Annotated in this window: 15 protein-coding genes; 14 read left to right on the forward strand and 1 reads right to left on the reverse strand. The window is 76.3% G+C overall.

Features of this window, described 5'->3' with window-relative positions; genetic code table 11:
* Nucleotides 1-89 precede the first annotated feature (89 nt).
* The 14 genes from ET471_RS07830 to ET471_RS07895 all read left to right on the forward strand — a co-directional run bounded on the left by ET471_RS07830 (nucleotide 90) and on the right by ET471_RS07895 (nucleotide 18,409).
* Complete coding sequence (locus tag ET471_RS07830; protein ID WP_129187446.1) at nucleotides 90-2,372, forward strand: transglutaminase-like domain-containing protein; 2,283 nt, start codon at nucleotides 90-92, stop codon at nucleotides 2,370-2,372.
* Nucleotides 2,369-3,922, forward strand: coding sequence for an RDD family protein (locus ET471_RS07835; protein ID WP_129187448.1), 1,554 nt, complete (start codon nucleotides 2,369-2,371; stop codon nucleotides 3,920-3,922). The genes ET471_RS07830 and ET471_RS07835 overlap by 4 nt, the downstream gene beginning before the upstream one ends.
* Nucleotides 3,919-4,767 carry a PP2C family protein-serine/threonine phosphatase gene (locus ET471_RS07840; RefSeq protein ID WP_129187450.1) on the forward strand — a complete coding sequence of 283 codons (849 nt, stop codon included), beginning with the start codon at nucleotides 3,919-3,921 and terminating at the stop codon, nucleotides 4,765-4,767. Before ET471_RS07835 ends, ET471_RS07840 begins: the two co-directional genes overlap by 4 nt.
* Nucleotides 4,764-6,545 carry an FHA domain-containing protein gene (locus tag ET471_RS07845; protein ID WP_129187452.1) on the forward strand — a complete coding sequence of 594 codons (1,782 nt, stop codon included), beginning with the start codon at nucleotides 4,764-4,766 and terminating at the stop codon, nucleotides 6,543-6,545. The genes ET471_RS07840 and ET471_RS07845 overlap by 4 nt, the downstream gene beginning before the upstream one ends.
* Nucleotides 6,542-8,206, forward strand: coding sequence for a serine/threonine-protein kinase (locus ET471_RS07850; protein WP_129187454.1), 1,665 nt, complete (start codon nucleotides 6,542-6,544; stop codon nucleotides 8,204-8,206). The genes ET471_RS07845 and ET471_RS07850 overlap by 4 nt, the downstream gene beginning before the upstream one ends.
* Entirely contained in the window at nucleotides 8,203-8,913 is a 711-nt protein-coding gene (locus ET471_RS07855; RefSeq protein WP_129187456.1) for an FHA domain-containing protein, read from the forward strand. Before ET471_RS07850 ends, ET471_RS07855 begins: the two co-directional genes overlap by 4 nt.
* Before the next feature lie 49 nt (nucleotides 8,914-8,962).
* Nucleotides 8,963-13,399, forward strand: coding sequence for a type VII secretion EssC family protein (locus tag ET471_RS07860; RefSeq protein ID WP_129187458.1), 4,437 nt, complete (start codon nucleotides 8,963-8,965; stop codon nucleotides 13,397-13,399).
* Between the two features lie 118 nt (nucleotides 13,400-13,517).
* Nucleotides 13,518-13,784 carry a WXG100 family type VII secretion target gene (locus ET471_RS07865; protein ID WP_129187460.1) on the forward strand — a complete coding sequence of 89 codons (267 nt, stop codon included), beginning with the start codon at nucleotides 13,518-13,520 and terminating at the stop codon, nucleotides 13,782-13,784.
* A 42-nt stretch (nucleotides 13,785-13,826) separates the two neighbouring features.
* Complete coding sequence (locus ET471_RS07870) at nucleotides 13,827-14,093, forward strand: WXG100 family type VII secretion target (protein ID WP_129187462.1); 267 nt, start codon at nucleotides 13,827-13,829, stop codon at nucleotides 14,091-14,093.
* Between the two features lie 114 nt (nucleotides 14,094-14,207).
* Nucleotides 14,208-15,359: a WXG100 family type VII secretion target gene (locus tag ET471_RS07875; protein WP_129187464.1), complete on the forward strand. Its 1,152-nt coding sequence runs from the start codon at nucleotides 14,208-14,210 to the stop codon at nucleotides 15,357-15,359.
* Nucleotides 15,360-15,423: 64 nt separating this feature from the next.
* Nucleotides 15,424-15,894, forward strand: a complete 471-nt coding sequence (locus tag ET471_RS07880) for an LpqN/LpqT family lipoprotein (RefSeq protein ID WP_129187466.1) — start codon at nucleotides 15,424-15,426, stop codon at nucleotides 15,892-15,894.
* 4 nt (nucleotides 15,895-15,898) lie between these two features.
* Nucleotides 15,899-16,636, forward strand: a complete 738-nt coding sequence (locus ET471_RS07885) for a hypothetical protein (protein WP_129187468.1) — start codon at nucleotides 15,899-15,901, stop codon at nucleotides 16,634-16,636.
* 8 nt (nucleotides 16,637-16,644) lie between these two features.
* Nucleotides 16,645-17,565, forward strand: coding sequence for a hypothetical protein (locus ET471_RS07890; RefSeq protein WP_129187470.1), 921 nt, complete (start codon nucleotides 16,645-16,647; stop codon nucleotides 17,563-17,565).
* Between the two features lie 67 nt (nucleotides 17,566-17,632).
* Nucleotides 17,633-18,409 carry a hypothetical protein gene (locus ET471_RS07895; protein WP_129187472.1) on the forward strand — a complete coding sequence of 259 codons (777 nt, stop codon included), beginning with the start codon at nucleotides 17,633-17,635 and terminating at the stop codon, nucleotides 18,407-18,409.
* A gap of 48 nt (nucleotides 18,410-18,457) precedes the next feature.
* Here the strand turns inward: ET471_RS07895 and ET471_RS07900 are convergent, their stop codons facing one another.
* The gene (locus tag ET471_RS07900; protein WP_129187474.1) at nucleotides 18,458-19,054 is read right to left on the reverse strand and encodes a prepilin peptidase; all 597 of its coding nucleotides are present in this window, start codon (nucleotides 19,052-19,054) and stop codon (nucleotides 18,458-18,460) included.
* Nucleotides 19,055-19,276 lie beyond the last annotated feature (222 nt).

The following is a 19,276-nucleotide window of genomic DNA, read 5'->3' on the forward strand; positions in this document are numbered from 1 at the left end:
ACGACGACGACCGGTGCCCCCGGCCCGCGGCGCGGTCCGGGCCGACCCGCCCGCGCGCCCTGACCGGGGCGGGCGCCGTCGACGCCGCCGTGCTCGCCGTGCTGCTCGCCGCGGTCGCGGTGGGCTTCGGCCCCGTGTGGGGCTCGGCGGGCTTCTGGCTCCCGGCCGCGGGCGGTGCGGTGCTCGGCCTGCTGGTCTCCTGGCTCGCGGCCGCGCGCCGCTGGTCCGTGCTCACGACGGCGGTGGCCGTCGTCGTCGCCTACCTGGCCGTCGGCGGGCCGCTCGCGCTGCCGTCCACCACGCGGTCCGGCGTCGTGCCGACGCTCGGCACGGTGCGCGGGCTCGCGCTCGGCGCGGTGCACGGGTGGAAGGAGTTCGTCACCACCGTCCCGCCCCTGCACTCGTTCCCCGACCTCGCGCTCGTGCCGTTCCTCGTGCTCTACGCCGTCGCCGTCGCCGCCGGGACGGTCGCGTGGCGGGCGCGGCTCGCGGCGTGGGCGCTCGTGCCCGTGGGCGCGGGGCTCGTCGCCGTGATCCTGCTCGGCACCGTCGACGTCGCCCGCCCGGTCCCGCAGGGCCTCGTCGTCGGCGTCGTCGGGCTGCTGTGGGGCGCGCTGCGCGTCGTCGAGAACCGTGTGGGGCAGCACACCGTCACGACGGAGGCCTCCGCGGCCGCGTCGCGCCGCCTGCGCTGGTACCGGTTCCGCACGGGCGCGACCATCCTGGGCCTGGGCGCCGTGGCGGCGGCGTTCGCCGCGCCCGCGGTGCTGCCGGAGCAGCCGCGCACGGTGCTGCGCGAGGTCGTCGTGCCGCCGCTCGACGTGCACGACTTCGTCAGCCCGCTCACCGCGTTCCGGCGGTACGCCAACGACGACCGCGAGACCGAGCTGCTGCGCATCGACGGGCTCCCCGCGGGCCAGCGCGTCCGCCTGGCCACGCTCGACACGTACGACGGCGTCGTCTTCGACGCCTCGAGCGACCAGCCCGGCTCGGGCACGTACACGCGCGCGGGCGACGAGATCGCGACGCCCGACAGGTCGCCGAGCACGCCGCTCGACGTCCAGATCCTCGGCTACAGCGGGCCGTGGGTGCCCGCGGCCGGGGCGCTGACGGGCATCACCTGGACCGGGGCGCGCGCGGGCGAGCTGCTCGACGGCACGTACTACGACGCGGTCACGCGCACCGCGCTGACGACGTCCGGCCTGCGCGAGGGCGACACCTACCGTCTCCGGGCGCAGCTCGTGCCGCAGCCCGCCGAGGCCGACCTGCTCGCCGGGCGGATCCTGACCGACACGCCCGAGCCGCCGCTCGACGACCAGCTCGTCCCGGCGTCCGCGAGGTCGAAGGCCGCGCAGTTCATGGGCGAGGAGACCGACCCGGTCAAGCGCCTCTTCGCGCTGCGCGACGGCCTCGTGGCCTCCGGCATCTACTCGAGCGGCCTGGAGAACCAGGCGCCGTCGCGCCCCGGCCACTCGGTCGAGCGCATCGACACCCTGCTCGAGGGCGACGAGATGGTGGGCGACGACGAGCAGTTCGCCGTCGCGCTCGTCCTCATGGCCCGCGAGGCCGGCATCCCGGCCCGCGTCACGATGGGCTTCTACGTCGACCCGGAGAAGGACCAGCGCACGGACGGCGAGCCGTGGACCGTCGTCGGCGGCGACGTCCACGCCTGGGCCGAGGTGCCGTTCGAGGGCTACGGCTGGGTGCCGATCGACGCCGTCCCGGACCAGGACAACAAGATCAAGCCCGAGCCCAAGAGCGAGAAGGTGCCCAAGCCGCCGGTGCTGCAGGACCCGCAGCCGCCGGAAGAGCCGGCCGACGACGTCCCCGGGGACGTCAAGGACGACGACGGCCAGGACCAGGACGCCCAGGGCTTCGACTGGCGGCTCGCCGGGCTCATCGCCGTCTCGGTGGGCGTGCCGCTCGTGGTCGTCGCGGCGCCCGTCGTCGCCGTCCTGGCCTACAAGTCCCGACGCCGCACGCGGCGCCGGACCACGGGCCCCTACGCCGACCGCGTGAGCGGCGGCTGGCGCGAGGTCGTCGACCGGGCCACCGACCTCGGCACGGCCGTGCCCGCCGGCTCCACGCGTCGCGAGACCGCCGGCACGCTCGTCGACGCGCTCGGCGACCACGGGCACGTCGCCCTCGCCCACCGGGCCGACGCGACGGTGTTCGGCGGCGTCGACCCGACGCCCGAGCAGGTCGAGGCGTACTGGCAGGACGTCGACGCCGTCGTCGGGAGCATGGCCGGCAGCGTCACCCGGCGCGCGCGGCTGCGTGCGGCGCTGTCGCTGCGGTCGGTGCGGTGGGGCCGCGCCCTGCCGGCGCTGCGGCTCCCGCAGGTGACCCCGTGGAGGAGGAAGAGCCGATGACGCAGCTGACGTGCACCGCGTGCGGCAGCGCGCAGGCGGCCGGGGCGGCCTGGTGCGCCGTGTGCGGCGCCGCGTTCCCGCGCACGGGGACGGAGGACGGCGCGGCCGCGGCGGGGCCTGCGCCCGCGGCGGCGCTCGCGGCCACGGCCGGGCCTGCTGCGCCGGGGCCCGGCCCGGGTCCGGGGGCGGGCAACGTCGTCCCCGTGCACACGGGCACGACGCAGCCCGAGCATGCCGTCGCGACGGTGCGCGGCTACGCACCCCCCGCGCCGGTGCCCTCCGTCGAACCCCGGTACGGCGGGACCGGGCGCCGGTTCGCCGCGTACGTCGTCGACGCGGCCGCGCTCGCGGTCGTGCCGCTCGTCGTGGTGCTCGTGGGGCTCGTCGGCGCCGGTGTACCGCTGAACGGCGAGATCCGCACGGTCACGCAGGCCGAGGCGGACCAGATCTTCGCGCAGGTCCAGCGCACCTACGTCCTCGCCGCCGTGCTCGCCCTCGCGTGCTGGCTCGCGCTCGTCGTCGTCGAGGGGCGCACCGGGCGCTCGCTCGGCGGGCTGGTGCTGGGCCTGCGCACTGTCGACGCCGAGACCCTGCGCCCGATCGGGGTGGGGCGCTCGCTGCTGAGGTGGCTGATCGTCGGGGCGTCGGGCCTCGGCGCCGGGATCCTCCAGGTCGTCGTGCTGCTCAGCCCCGCCTTCGACGCGGGCTCGCGCCACCAGGGCTGGCACGACAAGGCCGTCCGCTCCGTGGTGCTGCGGCACCGGGGACCGTGGACGGCGCCGGTGGACCCGACGGCGTTCGCGGGGCCTGCCGGGGTGCCAGCGCCGACGGGCTGGGGCGCGGGAGCGCCTGGGCGGCCTGCGCCGGCCGTGCCTGCGCCGGCCGTGTCGTCCGCCGGACCGGTGCCCGCCGGCGGGCACCTTCCGGCCGCGGCTTCGCCGGACCCGTGGGGCTTCCCGACGGCGGCTCCTGCCGCAGGGACGGTGACGCCCGGCCTGATCACCGGGGTCCCGGGCAGGGCGGCGACGGCGTCGTCGCCCTCGGCTCCGGCTCCGGCTGCGGTCCCGGCGCCCGCCCCGGTCCCAGCCCCGGCGTCCGCGCCCGCCCCGGTTCCAGCCTCCGCGTCCGGACCCGTCTCCCCGTCCGCCGCCGCGTCGTCGGACGTCGACGACGACGACGACGTCGACGGCGAGACCCGCATGGCACCCGCGCGTGCCCGCGTGCTCGTGCTCGAGCTCGCCACCGGCGAGCGGTACGCCGTCACGGGCCGCACGCTGCTGGGACGCAACCCGCAGGCGCCGACGGGCGAGCCCTGGGACGTCCTCACCGTGCCGGACCCGACCCGGTCGGTCTCCAAGACCCACGCCGAGCTGCACCCGGACCCGGGCGGCCTGTGGGTGGTCGACCGCGGGTCGACGAACGGGACGGTCGTGTCCGTGCCGGGCCGGTCGCCCCAGGTGGCGGCCCCGGGCGCGCGCGTGCGCGTCACGGCCGGAGCCACGCTGCACGTCGGCGACGCGCGGATCGTCGTGCACCCGGAGGCGCTGTGAGCGGGCTGGACACGGTCGCCCTGCGCTGGGGGAGCGCCACGCACACGGGCGCGCGACGGAGGCTCAACGAGGACTTCTTCCTCGCGGACGGCTTCGCGTTCCTCGTGGCCGACGGCATGGGCGGGCACGAGGCGGGCGAGGTCGCGAGCAGCACGGCGATCGCGGCGCTCGCGCCCCTGCGCGCGGGCATCCAGGACGCGCTCGAGGGCGGCGGCGCCACGGGCGTCGAGCGGCTGCTCGCCGACGCGCACGCCCGCGTGGCGGCCATCGCGACGGCTCCCGGCAAGGAGGCGGGCACCACGGTGTCCGGCGTCGTGCTCGCGGAGCAGGACGGCGTGCCGTACTGGCTCGTGGTCAACCTGGGCGACTCGCGCACCTACCTGCTGACCGACGGCGAGCTCGAGCAGGTGAGCGTCGACCACTCCGAGGTCCAGGAGCTCGTCGAGGCGGGCCTCATCACGCCGCACGAGACGCGCACGCACCCGCGGCGGCACGTCGTGACGCGGGCGCTCGGCCCCGGCGCCCCGACGCCCGCCGACTTCTGGTTCGTGCCCGTCGGCGAGCACGACCGCGTGCTCGTGTGCTCCGACGGACTGACCGGCGAGCTCGACGACGCGCGGATCGCCCGTGTGCTGCTGGACGAGGCCGACGCGCAGGCGGCCGCCGACCGGCTCGTGGGCGAGGCGCTCGCCGCGGGCGGCCGCGACAACATCACCGTCGTCGTCGTCGACGTGGCGACGGCCGGCGAGGGCGACGCGGCGCGCACGGCGCCGCACCGCGTCGTCGGGCTGACGGACGAGGACACGCGCCCGCGCGGCGCGGTGCTGACGGGGGGAGAGCGGTGACGCCGACGACGGACGCCGTGGCCTGCTACACGGGCGCGGACGCGACGGTGGTGCGCCGCGGGCGCACGACCGTGCTGCTCGCCGACGAGCCCGCCGGGGCCGCCCGCCGGGTCTGGGACGGCCTCACGGCCGCCTCCGCGGTCACGGCCGTGCTCGACGCGCTCGCCGGGCTGCCCGGCGCGAGCCTGACGACGCTCCCACCGTTCGCCGCCGTCACGGTCGCCGACGACGGCGCCGCGCACGTGCTGGTCCGCGGGCGCGTGCGGGCCGTGCTCAGCACCGTGTCCAGCGACGTCGTCGTCGACGGGGAGGACGTCAGCACGTGGCACGAGCGGCGGGTCACGGGGGTGTCGGCGCTGGTCCTGGGCGTGCGGGCGCGCGCGGCGGGCGAGGTCCTCGCCGACGACGCGGCCCTGCCGCTCGTCGAGGGCGTCGTCCGGGCGAGCGAGGTCGCGCTCGAGGTGGTCGCGGGCGGGGCCGCGCGGGTTCGCTCGACGACTGTGGCCCCGGCCCCGGCCCCGGCGAGCGCCCCGGCCCCGGCGAGCGCCCCGACGCCGGCGAGCGCCCCGGAGCCGGCACCGCCGTGGCCGCTGCCCGGCCGGGGCTCCCGTGCCACGGCGTCGACGCCGGTCGCGCTGTCGGTGCCCGAGGTCGAGACGGTCCTGCCCGCCGCCGAGACGGAGCCCGGCGCGCCCGGACTGCGCACGCCCCCGGGGCCCGGTGCGCAGGAGGCCCACGCCGGGCGGGACGACGCCGGGCGGCGGCTCGACGCCGGAAGGGTCGACGCCGGGAGGCTCGACGCCGGGCGGGCCGACGCCGGAAGGGCCGACGCCAGGCGGGCCGACGGGCGCGACGATCCCGACGCGTCCCGGGCGCCCGGACCCGTGGTCGGGACGGAGCCGCTCCCCGATCCTGCTCGGGCCCCGGCCGCCGCGCTCGAGGCGACCCAGGCGGGTCCGGTCGACGTCGCCGACGACGGCTACGCGCACCTGTGGGGCGAGACCGTGATGCGGTCGGTCGAGGACGCGGCGGTCCGCCCGGACGAGGAGGACGACGAGCCCGAGGCCGTCGCGGCCCCGCTGCCCGCAGCACCCGCACCGCTCGCCGTGCCGCTCCCCGCCCCGCCCGCGGCGGACGCCGGGACGCCGGGTCTCATCGCGGGCGTCCCGCGCTCGTGGGGCGACAGCCCGTCGCCCGCACCGCCCGACGCCGCCGCCCTCGACCACGACGGCCACACCGTCATGTCCTCCGCCCTCGCCGGGCTGCGCGCGGGCGCCGCACCCGAACCTGCCACCCCCGCACAGCCCGTCGCGACAGGCCCGCAGGTGCTCGCCCGCACGTGCGCGCGGGGTCGTCACGCCAACCCGCCCTCCCGGGAGGCCTGCCGTGCGTGCGGCGAGCCGCTCGAGGGCGACGCCGGCCCGGCGCCGCGCCCGGCGCTGGGCCGCGTGCAGGTCGCCGGCGGGCCGGCGCTCGCGCTCGACCGCCCGCTCGTCGTCGGGCGCCGGCCCCGCACGCCGCGGTCGACGGCGGGGGAGATGCCGCGCCTCGTGACGGTCGCAAGCCCGAACCAGGACGTGTCGCGCTCGCACGTCGAGGTGCGGCTCGAGGGCTGGCACGTGCTCGTGACGGACCTCGCGACCACCAACGGCACGGTGCTGCACCGGGGCGGGCAGTCGCCGCAGCGGCTGCACCCCGGCGAGGCGACCCTCGTCGTCGACGGCGACGTCGTCGACCTCGGCGACGGGGCCACCCTGAGCTTCGAGGAGATCTGGTGAGCAGCAAGCGGGCACCGTCGGCGCCGCCGCACATCGACGGCTTCGAGTACGTCTCGGTCATCGGGTCGGGCGGCTTCTCCGACGTCTTCCTCTACCAGCAGCTGCGCCCGCGCCGTCGCGTCGCGGTCAAGGTGCTGCTCTCGGAGCGCAGCGCGAGCCAGGCGGCGGCGTTCGAGGCCGAGGCCGACCTCATGGCGACGCTGTCGAGCCACCCGTCGATCGTCACGATGTACGGGGCCGACATCGCCGCCGACGGCCGCCCGTACCTGGCCATGGAGTACTGCTCGCGCCCCAACCTGGGGTCGCGCTACCGCACCGAGCGCTTCTCCGTGGCGGAGGCCCTGCGCGTCACCATCCAGGTGGCGGGCGCCGTCGAGACGGCCCACCGCGCGGGGATCATCCACCGCGACATCAAGCCCGCGAACATCCTCGTCACGGAGTACGGGCACCCGGCGCTCACGGACTTCGGCATCTCGTCCACGCTCGACGACGCGACGCGCGCCGAGGGCATGTCCATCCCGTGGTCGCCGCCCGAGGCGTTCCTCGACCCGCCGCGCACCGGCGTCGCGACGGACGTGTGGGGCCTGGCCGCGACGCTGTACACGCTGCTCGCTGGACGCTCGCCGTTCGAGGTGCCGGGCGGGTCGAACTCGACGGCCGACCTGGTCGCGCGCATCGAGAGCGCCCGGCTCGCGCCCGTGGGCCGCTCCGACGTGCCCGTGTCGCTCGAACGCATCCTCGCCACCGCCCTGGCCAAGACGGCGACGTCGCGGTACGCGACCGTGCTCGCGTTCGCCCGCGCGCTCCAGCACGTGCAGAACGAGCTCCGGCTCGGCGTCACGCCCGTCGACATCCTCGACGACTCCGGCCAGGTCAAGGCCGACGACGAGGCCGACGAGGCCGACGACGAGCCCGGCACCCGCCTGCGCAGCGTCGTCGCGATCGAGGCGCAGGCGCCGCCGCTGCCCGCGCCCACCCGCCGGGGACCGAGCGGGTTCGCCCCGGGAGCCGGCCAGGTCCCAGCCGACCAGGTCCCAGCCGGCCAGGTCCCAGCCGGCCAGGTCCCAGCCGCGCAGACCGGAGCACCTCAGATCGGAGCCCCCGCCCGCCCGGTCGCGTCGTCGTACGTGCCGACGCTCGCTCCCGTGGTGGCGGGCTGGGACGCGCGCATCGAGGAGACCGTCCACCGCGACGCCGCACCGGAGACGGAGGCGCCGCCCGCACCCGAGGCAGCCCCGGCCCGCCGCCGGCCGGCCGTCGTCGGGGCCGTCGCGCTCGTCGCGGTGGCCGTCGTCGTCGGCGCGTCGCTGCTGCACGGCGAAGCCGATCCCACCACCCCCGCCGATGACACCCCGACGTCGCGGACGGTCCCGCAGGACAACCTCGGGACCCTCGTGCCACCCGTCGTCGGGCTGACCGCGGGCGCCCCGGACGGGCGCCGGCTCACGTTCACGTGGCAGGCGCCGGAGCAGGCGGCCGACGGCGACACGTTCGCCTGGCGGCAGCTGTCGCTCACCGGGGACGCGCCCTACCAGCCCGTCGACGGCTCGTCGGTCACGGTCGAGGCGACCGCGCCGGGCCAGGTGTGCGTCGAGGTCGTCGTCGTGCGCGACGGGCGGTTCTCGTACGAGCCGCAGCAGGCGTGCGGGGACGTCCCGTGACCGAGACGGACCTTCCGCGCCTCGCCGTCGAGTTCTGCGGCGAGTGGTTCCGGCCCGACCCGGCCGAGCCGTTCGACGTGGGCCGCGACGCCGACCTCGACGTCGACGACAACCCGTACCTGCACCGCCGGTTCCTGCGCTTCACGTTCGAGGCCGGCATGTGGTGGCTGTCGAACGTCGGCACGATGCTGTCGGCGACGGTGAGCCAGGCGGGCGGCGGCGTGCAGTCGTGGCTCTCACCGGGCAACCGCCTGCCGCTCGTCGTGCCGACGACGTCGATCGTCTTCACCGCAGGCCCGACGACGTACGAGCTCAAGGTGCACCTCGAGGGCGCGCCCTACCAGACGGTGGGCCGCGACGACACGCCCGCCGGCGAGACGACGATCGGCGCCGCGGTCTTCACGGTGAGCCAGAAGCAGCTCATCCTCGCGCTCGCGGAGCCGATGCTGCGCCGCGAGGGGACGAGCCTCTCGGAGATCCCGTCGTCGGCCGCCGCGGCGCAGCGGCTGGGCTGGGCGGCCACCCGGTTCAACCGCAAGCTCGACAACGTGTGCGACAAGCTCGACCGCCTGGGCGTCAAGGGCCTGCGCGGCGGCCCGGGCGCGCTCGCCACCAACCGCCGCGCGCGGCTGGTCGAGTACGCGGTCACGTCCCGCATCGTCACGCTCGAGGACCTCCCGCTGCTCGACGTCGCCGACGACGGCTGACGAGCCCCGACCCCGCCCCACCCGACCGCCGAGCGCCCGAGGAAGCCCGTTGCGCATCAAGCTCACCCTGACCCGCCCCGACGTGAGCGTCGCTGACGTCGCCGTCACCGCCGACGCGACCGCCTCGGTGCAGGACGTCGCCGTCGCGCTGTTCGGCGGCGACCCGGTCCGCGCCGGCTCGCCCGTGCCCGACCGCCTCACGCTCCAGGTCGAGCCGTCAGCCGACGGCGGTCAGCCGCGCGTCCTGCCGCCGTCGAGCGACCTGGTCACCGCGGGCCTGCGCTCCGGCACCGCCGTCTCGATCGTGCGCGTCTCGGAGCAGTTCGAGGCGCCCGGCCAGGCGCGCGGCGCGGCCGTCGCGGTGCTGCGCGTGCTCGGTGGGCCGGACGCCGGCAAGGAGTTCCCGCTGCCCGCCGGCACGAGCTACCTGGGCCGCGACCGCGGCATGGACGTGCGCCTGGAGGACCCGCTCGTGTCCAAGCGGCATGCGCGCATCACGGTGGGCGACGCGGTCGAGGTCTGGGACCTCGGCTCCGCCAACGGCCTGACGATGGGCGGCGCGCGCATGACGCGGGCCGTCGTCACGTCGTCCGACGTCGTCGGCGCGGGGGACACGACGTTCGCCGTGGTGGCCCTGCACCGCAGCACGAGCATCGCGCCCACCAGCCCCGTCGTGGAGCTCAACCGGTCGCCGCGCGTGGTGGCCCGGTTCCCGGAGCGCACGCTGCGCGCGCCGAAGCCGCCCCAGCCCATGCAGGCGATGCACCTGCCGTGGCTCGCGATGGTCGCCCCCCTCATCCTGGGCGGGGTCCTGTTCGCGATCACGCGCAGCGTCACCTCGGTCGTCTTCATGGCGCTGAGCCCCGTGCTCATGGTCGCGATGTACGCGGACACGCTCATCACCGAGAAGCGCCGCTTCCGCACGGAGTCCGAGGCGTTCCGGGCGTCCGCCGACGCGCTGTCCGAGACGATCGCACGCACGCACGCCGTCGAGCGGGCCGTGCGGCTCGCCGAGGCGCCGTCGGTCGCCGAGGCGCTGGACGCCGTGCGCCGCCTGGGCGGCCTCATGTGGACGCACCGCCCCGAGCACCCCGCGTTCCTCACGGTCCGCACGGGCCTGGGCGCGGCCCCGTCGCGCACCACGGTCGAGGGCCCCGCCGAGAACGACACGCTGCCCGAGTTCTGGCGCCGCATCGACCAGCTGCAGGCGCAGGCCGCCACGATCACGGACGTCCCCGTCGTCGCGCGCCTGCGCGTCGCAGGCGGCTTCGGCATCGCCGGGCCCGACGCCGCCGCCGACGCCGTGGGCCGCGCGGCCCTGCTCCAGCTCGTCGCGCTGCACTCGCCCGCCGAGCTCGTCGTCGCGGCCGTCACCTCCCCGCGCTCGCGCACCAGCTGGGAGTGGCTCGAGTGGGCGCCCCACACCGGCTCCCCGCACAGCCCGCTCGGCTCGTCGCACCACCTCGCCGACAACCCGGGGACGGCCCTCGCGCTGCTCGCGCGCCTCGAGGACCTCGTCCAGGCCCGCGGCGCGAGCCTCGAGGAGCGGGCGGCGCCGCGCGGCCCGGTCGACGAGGACAAGCCCGCCGACCTGCCCGCGCCCGTGCTGCCCAGCGTCGTCGTCCTGGTCGAGGACGACGCCCCCGTGGACCGGGCCCGCCTGACCCGCCTGGCCGAGCGCGGCCCCGACGCCGGGGTCCACGTGCTGTGGGTCGCCCCCACCGTCGAGCAGCTGCCCGCGTGCTGCCGCACCTTCGTGCTCGTCCAGGACGCCGCGACGGGCACCACGGGCGAGGTCCGCGAGGGCCGCCTCACCTACCCCGTCGTGTGCGAGACCGTCGACCTGCCCACCGCGCACGAGGTCGCCCGGCTCATGGCCCCCGTCATCGACGTCGGCGCCCCGGTCGAGGACGACTCCGACCTGCCCCGGTCCGTGTCCTACCTGGCGCTCACGGGCACCGCGCTGCGCGACGAGGCCGCGTCCGTCGTCGAGCGCTGGAAGGAGAACGGGTCGCTCACGCCCCGCGACGGCACGCCGCCGCAGCGCCGCAGGACGGCCACGGACCTGCGCGCGCTCGTGGGCCACAACGGCGTCGAGCCGTTCCACCTGGACCTGCGCACGCAGGGCCCGCACGCGCTCGTCGGCGGCACCACCGGCGCGGGCAAGTCGGAGTTCCTCCAGTCGTGGGTGCTCGGCATGGCCGCCGCGCACAGCCCCGACCGGGTCACGTTCCTGCTCGTCGACTACAAGGGCGGCGCCGCGTTCGCCGACTGCGTGCACCTGCCGCACACGGTCGGCCTCGTGACCGACCTCTCGCCGCACCTGGTGCGCCGGGCGCTGACGTCGCTGCGCGCCGAGCTGCGGTACCGCGAGCACCTGCTGAACCGGAAGAAGGCCAAGGACCTCGCCTCGCTCGAGCGCACGGGCGACCCCGAGGCGCCGCCGAGCCTCGTCATCGTCGTCGACGAGTTCGCCGCCCTGGCGGGCGAGGTGCCCGAGTTCGTGGACGGCGTCGTCGACGTCGCGCAGCGCGGGCGCTCGCTGGGCCTGCACCTCATCCTGGCCACGCAGCGCCCCGCGGGCGTCATCAAGGACAACCTGCGTGCCAACACCAACCTGCGCATCGCGCTGCGCATGGCCGACGAGTCCGACTCCGCCGACGTGCTGGGCCTGCCGATGGCCGCCCACTTCGACCCGTCGATCCCGGGCCGCGGCGCCGCCAAGACGGGCCCCGGCCGCGTCACCCCGTTCCAGACGGGGTACGCGGGCGGCTGGACCCTCGACCGGCCCGACCGGCCGCGCGTCGACGTCGAGGAGATGAGCTTTGGCACCAACGCGCGCTGGGACGTGCCCGCGGGCGACGTCGAGGAGGTCCGCGACCCGGGCCCCAACGACATCGCGCGCGTCGTCGCCACCGTCTCGCAGGCCGCCCGCTCGGCGGGCGTGCCCGAGCCGCGCCGGCCGTGGCTCGACGAGCTCGCTCCCACGTACGACCTGGCGCTGCTGCCCAACCCGCGCACCGACGACCAGCTGCTCCTGGGCGTCCTGGACGACCCACGCTCGCAGGCCCAGCCGACGTACTTCTACGAGCCGGACCGCGACGGCAACCTCGCCGTGTTCGGCACGGGCGGCTCGGGCAAGTCGACGACGCTGCGCACGATCGCCGTCTCGGCGGCGATCACGGCCCGCGGCGGGCCCGTCCACGTGTACGCGCTGGACTTCGGCGCGAACGGCCTGCGGATGCTCGAGGAGCTCCCGCACGTCGGCGCGGTCGTCTCGGGCGACGACGAGGAGATGGTCGGGCGCGTGCTGCGCCTGATCTCGGACGTCGTCGAGGAGCGGTCCGCGCGGTACGCGGCCGTGCGGGCCGACAGCATCGGCGCGTACCGGCGCCTCGCGGACGCGCCGGACGAGCCCCGCATCCTGCTGCTCGTCGACGGCGTCGGGCCGTTCCGCGAGGCGTACGAGTGGGGCCCCGCGTGGGGCCAGCTCACGCAGGTCGCCACGGACGGCCGCCAGGTGGGCGTGCACCTCGTCGTCGCGGGAGACCGCGCGTCGGCCGTGCCGGCGTCGCTCGGCTCGACCATCCAGAAGCGCCTCGTGCACCGCCTCGCCACCACGGACGAGTACGCCTCCCTCGGCGAGCCCGCGGACGTCCTGGGCGTCACGTCGCCGCCCGGGCGCGCCGTCGTCGACGGCGACGAGCTGCAGGTGGCCGTGCTGGGCGGCGACGCGAACGTCGCGCTCCAGGCCCGGGCCGCGACGAGCCTGCGCCAGACGATGGAGCGCCTGGGCGTGCGGCCCGCTCCCGGCCTGCGCCGCCTGCCCGACGCGTTCGCGCTCGACGACCTCCCGCCCACGGCGGGCGGCGGCGCCGCGTTCGCGCTCGACGACCTCGACGTCGCCCCGGTGGGCCTGCCGCGGCGCGGCACGCTCCTGCTCGCCGGCCCCCCGGCGTCGGGCAGGACGACGGCGCTGGCCACCATGGCCCGGGCCCTCGCGCGCGCGGGGCGCGGCCCGCTCGTCCACGTCGCGCTGCGGCGCACGCCGCTCGCGGGGCTCGGCGCCTGGGACCGCAGCGCGTACGGCGAGGACGACGTCGCCGACCTGGTGCGCGACCTGCGCTCCGACGTCGAGGCGGGCACGTACGCGCCGGGCACGCTCACGGTGCTCGTCGAGGGCCTGACGGACTTCACGGACTCGGCCGCCGAGGGGCCGCTCGACCGGTTCGTGCGGGCCGCGGTGCGCGCGGACCTGCTCGTCGTCGGGGAGGCGGAGACGTCGACGTGGGGGCAGTCGTGGACGCTCGCGCAGCCCTTCAAGGCGGGGCGCGCGGGCCTGCTGCTGGTCCCCGGGGAGCTCGACGGCGACGCGCTGCTCAACACGGGCCTCGGACGCCTCCGGCGCGCCGACCTCCCGCCCGGGCGCGGCTTCCTCGTGGCGGGCGGGCGGCCGCGCAAGGTGCAGGTGGCCCTGCCCGAATAGTGCCTTTTCCGAGATGGGGAGTGCTCCCCATCGACCGGGCGGCAACCCCTCTGGTTGCATGTCCGCAGCACGGCCGACAGGTGCCCGCAGGGGGCACCGGGAACGAGAGGAGACGCCGGTGAGCGGCTACCTGGGCATGAACCCGGAGGACATGAAGCAGCTCGTGGCGCTGCTGAACAGCAAGGCCAAGCGGATCGAGGAGATCCAGGCCCACCTGTCGAGCCTGGTCCGCTCGACGACGTGGGACGGCCCGGACGCCGAGCGCTTCAAGAGCGACTGGGACTCGGACCACGCGAAGAAGCTGCAGCGTGTCGCGCACGCGCTCGAGGAGATCGCCCGGTCGGCGCACCGCGAGCTCACCCAGCAGACGCAGACGTCGCACTGACCGACGCCGCCCGACACGTACCGACCACCGAAGGAGACAGCGATGAGCAACAAGCTCGGCATGATCACGACCGAGGTCCGGGCGCTGGCGAGGAGCCTGCAGACGGACGCCGACGAGCTCACGACGATCAGCCAGAAGATCACCCAGCAGCTGCACGGCGTGTTCTGGAAGGGCGCCGACGCGGAGCGCTTCCGCGGCGAGTGGGAGCAGACGCACCGCGCCGCCCTCAAGCAGGTCGCCGCCGCGCTCCAGGACTTCGGCCACCTGGCGAAGACCAACGCGGACGACCAGGACAAGACGTCCCACTGACCCGTCCTGTCCCGTCCCGTCCGCGACCCCGCGGACCGCGGCACCGCGGGTGCGGGGCGCAGGGGCCCCGCACCCGCGGTGCGGCGACGACGACACGGATCTCGGAGGGGATCGATGACCACCAGGCTCGGGGCGGACCCCGCCGAGCTGCGCCGGCTCGCGGCGGCGATCGAGCGCGCGGGCGAGGGGCTCGAGGACGACGCGCGCGGCGTCGGCCGGCGCATCGCGGCGTCGGGCTGGGACGGCGCGGACGCCGCCCGGTACCGCAGCGCGTGGGACACCGCGCACCGCCCCGCGCTCCTGTCCGTCGCGAAGGCGTTCGCCGACGCCGCCCGGCAGCTGCGCGACGAGGCGACCGCGCAGGAGAAGGCCAGCGGCGTGGACGGCGGCACGGCGGGCGGTGCCGACGAGCCGCCCGGCTCCGGCACGGGCGGGTTCGACGGCGACACCGTCCTGCCCCGCCCGGAGAGCTCTGACCAGGACGGCGACGGCGTCACGGACGACGTCGACCCGGACAAGGACGGCGACGGCGTCACCGACACGGACGACACGGACCACGACGGCGTCCCCGACTTCCGCGACGAGGACGACGACGGCGACGGCCAGCCGGACCGGATCGACGACAAGATCGACGTCGGCGTCACGCTCGGCGAGGTCGAGGGCTCCTGGCAGTTCCTCGGCGACCAGGGCTCGGCGAGCACCACGTTCGCCGGCGGGCTCGGCGCAGCGGAGGCGAGCGGCTGGTACGGGGGCCGCGTGGACGGCGAGGCCTCCGCCGGCGTGGACGAGGAGGGCAACCTCGTCGCCGAGGGCAGCGTCGAGGTCGCCGTCGGCGCGGGCGGCGAGGCGTCGGCCTCGGTCGGCAACGACTACGCCGCCGTGGCGGGCACGGCCGCGGCGTTCGTCGGGGCGCGCGCCACGGCCGACGGCACCCTCACGGTGGGCCCGGACGGCGTCGGCATGGAGGCGGGCGTCGAGGCGTTCGCCGGGGCCGAGGCGTCAGCGGAGGCCTCGGCGACGGTCCTGGGCGTGACCGGCGGGGCCGAGGTCTCCGGGTACGCCGGCGTCGGCGTGAAGGCGAGCGCCGACCTCGCGCTCGGCTGGGACAAGACGGAGCTCGACGTCGAGCTCGGCGCGGCGCTCGGGCTCGGCGGCGGGATCTCGTTCTCCGTCGACTTCTCGCCCAAGGACACCGTCGCGGCGATCGAGGGCCTCGCCGACGACCTCGGCGACCTCCTGCCGGACCTCGACCTGACGCCGTGGTGATCGGCGCTACCGTGTGCCGTCCGGCGCGCCGGACCGGCACGGAACCACTGGAAGGACAGCACGCATGAAGCTCGCGTACCCCAGCCCGCAGTTCCCGGGGCTGCCCGCGGTGACGATCGACTGCCCCGAGGGGTGGTCGCCCCTCCGGGTCGCGAACGCGCACCTCGCCCTCGCCGCCGACGTCGAGGAGGGAAAGTTCCGCCCCAACGTCGTCGTCGTCCTCACCCGGATGGCGGACGGGCAGACGCTCGAGTCGACCGTCGCCGCCATGACGGCCCACCTCGCGGGGCTCGACGGGTACGAGGAGGCGGGCCGCGAGGCCGCCGAGGTAGCCGGGCACCCGGGGTTCCGCCTCGAGTGCGCCTGGGCGGACGCCACCGCGGGCACCGTCGCTCAGGCGGTGCGGCTCGCCGTCGTCGAGCACGACGGGGTGCGGGACCTCGTCCAGGTGACCGGCACCGCCCGCGGCACGCAGGTGGACGTCGTCTGGCCGTGGATCCGCACGATCCAGGACTCCGTGACGGTCGAGGCGTGACCGCATGACCCAGAGCTCGTACCGCGTCCTGCACGGCACCGTCCTGGCCGGCGCCGTCGGCGGCACGTTGGCCTACCTCTTCGGGAGCACCCCGGCGGCGTTCGCCCTGTGGGGCCTCGCCGTCGCGGGGGCCGTCGTCGTCGCCGTGACCGGTGTCCGCACGGGCCTGGCGCAGGCCGTACGCCGCCCGCGGGCGACGGCGGCCGGCGTCATCGCGACCCCGGCCGCGCCCGCCCCGCTGGACGCCGTGCTGGCCGCGCTGGACGACCTCAACGACCCGGACCTGCCCTTCGAGATCGGCGCCGAGCCGACGCCCGACGGCGCGGTCGTCACGGTCCGGTGGCGCGTCGAGGAGCTGCGCTGGAAGACGCTCTTCACCCAGGGGTCGTACGTCACCAACTGGAAGATGGTCGTCAGGCTCGACGCGGCCAGGGCGCGGTACCGCTTCCTCGAGTACACGTCGCAGGCGCGGCACGAGGAGGGCGTCTGGCCGCCGCGCGCCGACTGGGACTGGAAGGGCACGGTCGGCAAGACGGCCGGGCAGATGACGCTGCACGTGGTGATGACCCCGGCCGGCTCCGTCGGGACGACGACGCAGGGCCTCGACGGCCCCCGCACGTCGTGGGTCGGCGCCGTCTCGATCCGCCCGGCCGACGCCAAGGTCCCGGTGCTCACCACGCTCCGGAACCACGGGTGGCGCCCCCGCGCGGACTGGGCCGGCGCGCGCCTGTTCGAACGATGAGGGGACACGTGAGGACGACGTTCAGGACGACCGCCGCCGCGGCGCTCGCAGCCCTGGCGCTCGCCGGCTGCTCGGCGCAGATCGGCGACGTCGTGGAGATCCCGGACTACACCCCGGTGGAGGCCGACGGCGTGCAGCTGGACATCCTGGACGGCATGACGGAGGCGAACGCGCCTGCGGGCTTCTCCACCTTCTGGCAGAGCCGGACGGGCACGTCCCGGGTGTCCATCGGGATCGCCACCGACGCCGACGCCTCCGGCTTCGTGGCCGACCAGCTCGCGTCGCTGGGCACCACGTTCAAGGGCTTCGAGTCGACGGAGGGCGACGACGGCTCCGCGACCTTCAGCGGCACCGGCGTCGACGGCGACGAGTACACGGGCATCGTCGCGGTGCGCGGCACGACGGGCGTCGTCATGTCCGCGGGTCCCGGCGTCTCCGGCGGGGTGCTCCAGCACGTCGTGGACTCGATCGAGCCCTCGGACGCCAGGGCGGCCGACGCCGAGCCGGCGGACGACGCCCATGCGGCCGACACGGCCGACGACGCCGACACCCCGGAGACGACGACGGTCTACACCGACGACGACTCCGTCATGGTCGACGTCCTGCGGGGCATGGAGAAGCACCCGTCGGACGCCTACGACGGCCTGTGGCAGACCCCGGCGGGCCAGGACCCGCAGGTGACCGTCTCGGTCCAGGCCGATGCCGACGCCTCCTTCCTCCAGGAGCAGGCGGCGGCGATCTCGCACGTCATGACCGACACCGTCGAGCTCGACGCGAGCGCGGACCGGTACGTCTTCTCGGGCACGGGCGTGGACGGCAAGGTCTACACCGTGGTCGTGGGCGTCAACGACGGGGTCGGCGTCGTCGCGTCGGGCGGGCCGGGCCTCGACGAGCAGGTGCTGCGCGACATCGCGGACTCCGCGTTCTGAGCCGTGGGACGCTCGACGCGGTCATCGACTCGAACCAGCATCCCGCTCCGGCGGTCGCGGAGGTGTGATGAAACCCTGGGACCCGAACCCGAGCCAGCCGCTGTGGCTGGCTGCGCCGCAGACGGCTGACGGGACGACGCCGTCGGCCGTGGCCGTGGCGCTGCGGCCGGTCGGCTACCTGCTCTACGCGGCCTTCTTCTGGGTCTGCTTCGCCTTCGTCGTCGGGCTGCACGTCTTCGTGTTCCTGCTCCTGGCCATCGAGGGCACCGAGGCGGTGGACTCCGGGCTGCCTCCGTGGGACGAGCTCGTGCACACCGTGTCGACGTCTCAAGGTCCGGCGCTCGCGGTGCTCTTGACGGTCGTCCTCGTCGTCCTCTACGCACCCTCGGCCGGAACGCTCGCGCTCTTCCACGTCCCGCTCCTGGCCTGGTCGACGGCCCTGCTGGCGACGACGGCGTTCGTGCGCTCGCTCGACCCGGCGTATCGGGCGGAGAAGCTCACGGGCACGTCCTGGGCGCGCCCGTCGGACACGCTCATGTTCCATGTGCCCGGACCCGACGGCCGCGGTCTGGCGATGTCATGCCTCCCCGTACGCCGAACTGCCTTCACCTGCCGGGTCGTGAAGGCGTACCACGCGGGCTGGTTCGTCCAGGGCGGCACGTTCGTCGCGACGCTGCCGCTGGGCGTCGCGCACCTCGCCGGCGTGGTGTTCGTGTACCCGGGCGTGCCGACGGGCCTGCGGGTCGTGGTCGCGCTGGTCGGCCTCGCGTGCCTGGCGCTGTCCGTCGTCCTGCTCACGCGCGCGCTCCGCCGGCGTTACGGGGCGGTCGCGGCCCGCCGCTGACAGGTTCGCGGTGAGCGCCGCGACGCCGCCGAGCAGAGCGGTGGCCGGCTACGCCCGCGCGAGCGCCAGCGTGACCGCCGCGCCCAGCAGCATCCACGGCCCGAACGCGATCGCCGTCGCCAGGGTCGCGCGCCGCGCGACGACGAGCGCGACGGCCGCGAGGCCGCCCAGCAGGAAGGGCAGCACGCCCGTCCACCACACGGCGTCCCAGCCGGCCCACCCGGCGGGCAGCCCGAGGAGCACGGCGAGCTTGACGTCGCCGAGCCCGAGCCCGCGCCGCTGCGCCAGGTGCAGCAGCAGGTAGGCGCCGCCCAGCACCGCCCCGCCGGCGAGCGCCCGCACGAGCCGCCCGCCGTCGCCGCCCGCCGCCGCGGCCAGCGCCAGCAGCCCCGCGGTGAGCGCGAGGGCCGGGAGCGTGACCGCGTCGGGCAACCGGTGCGTCCGGGCGTCGACCACCGCATGGGCCGCCCCGGCCAGCCCGACGACGACGTAGGCGGGCGTCGCCCACCCCGGCCCGGAGGCCCAGAGCGCCCAGGTGACGCCGACGACGGCGAGCGCGGCGACGGCCCTGCGGTGCGGCGCGACCTCCGCGGCGACCCGCGCGGACCAGCGCGTGCGCGTGAGGGTCGAGCCGGGAGCGGGCATGGTTCCTGAGGGTAGGGCGGCGCGCGCCGCCGCGCCGCCGCCGTCCACAGACACACGCCGCCTTGCGCAGCGATAGGCCCAGCCTTGATGACCAGGTCGCGAGACCGATGCGTGAACGTCCTGTCCAGATCCTGGGACAAGTGTCCACTTCCTGTGGGGCCCGACCGGGTCGGCCGTAAACTGGGAGGCCGAGAAGCACCTCCGGGCGCCTCGCGCCTGCAC

The organism is Xylanimonas protaetiae (genome assembly GCF_004135385.1).
Taxonomy (GTDB): domain Bacteria; phylum Actinomycetota; class Actinomycetes; order Actinomycetales; family Cellulomonadaceae; genus Xylanimonas; species Xylanimonas protaetiae.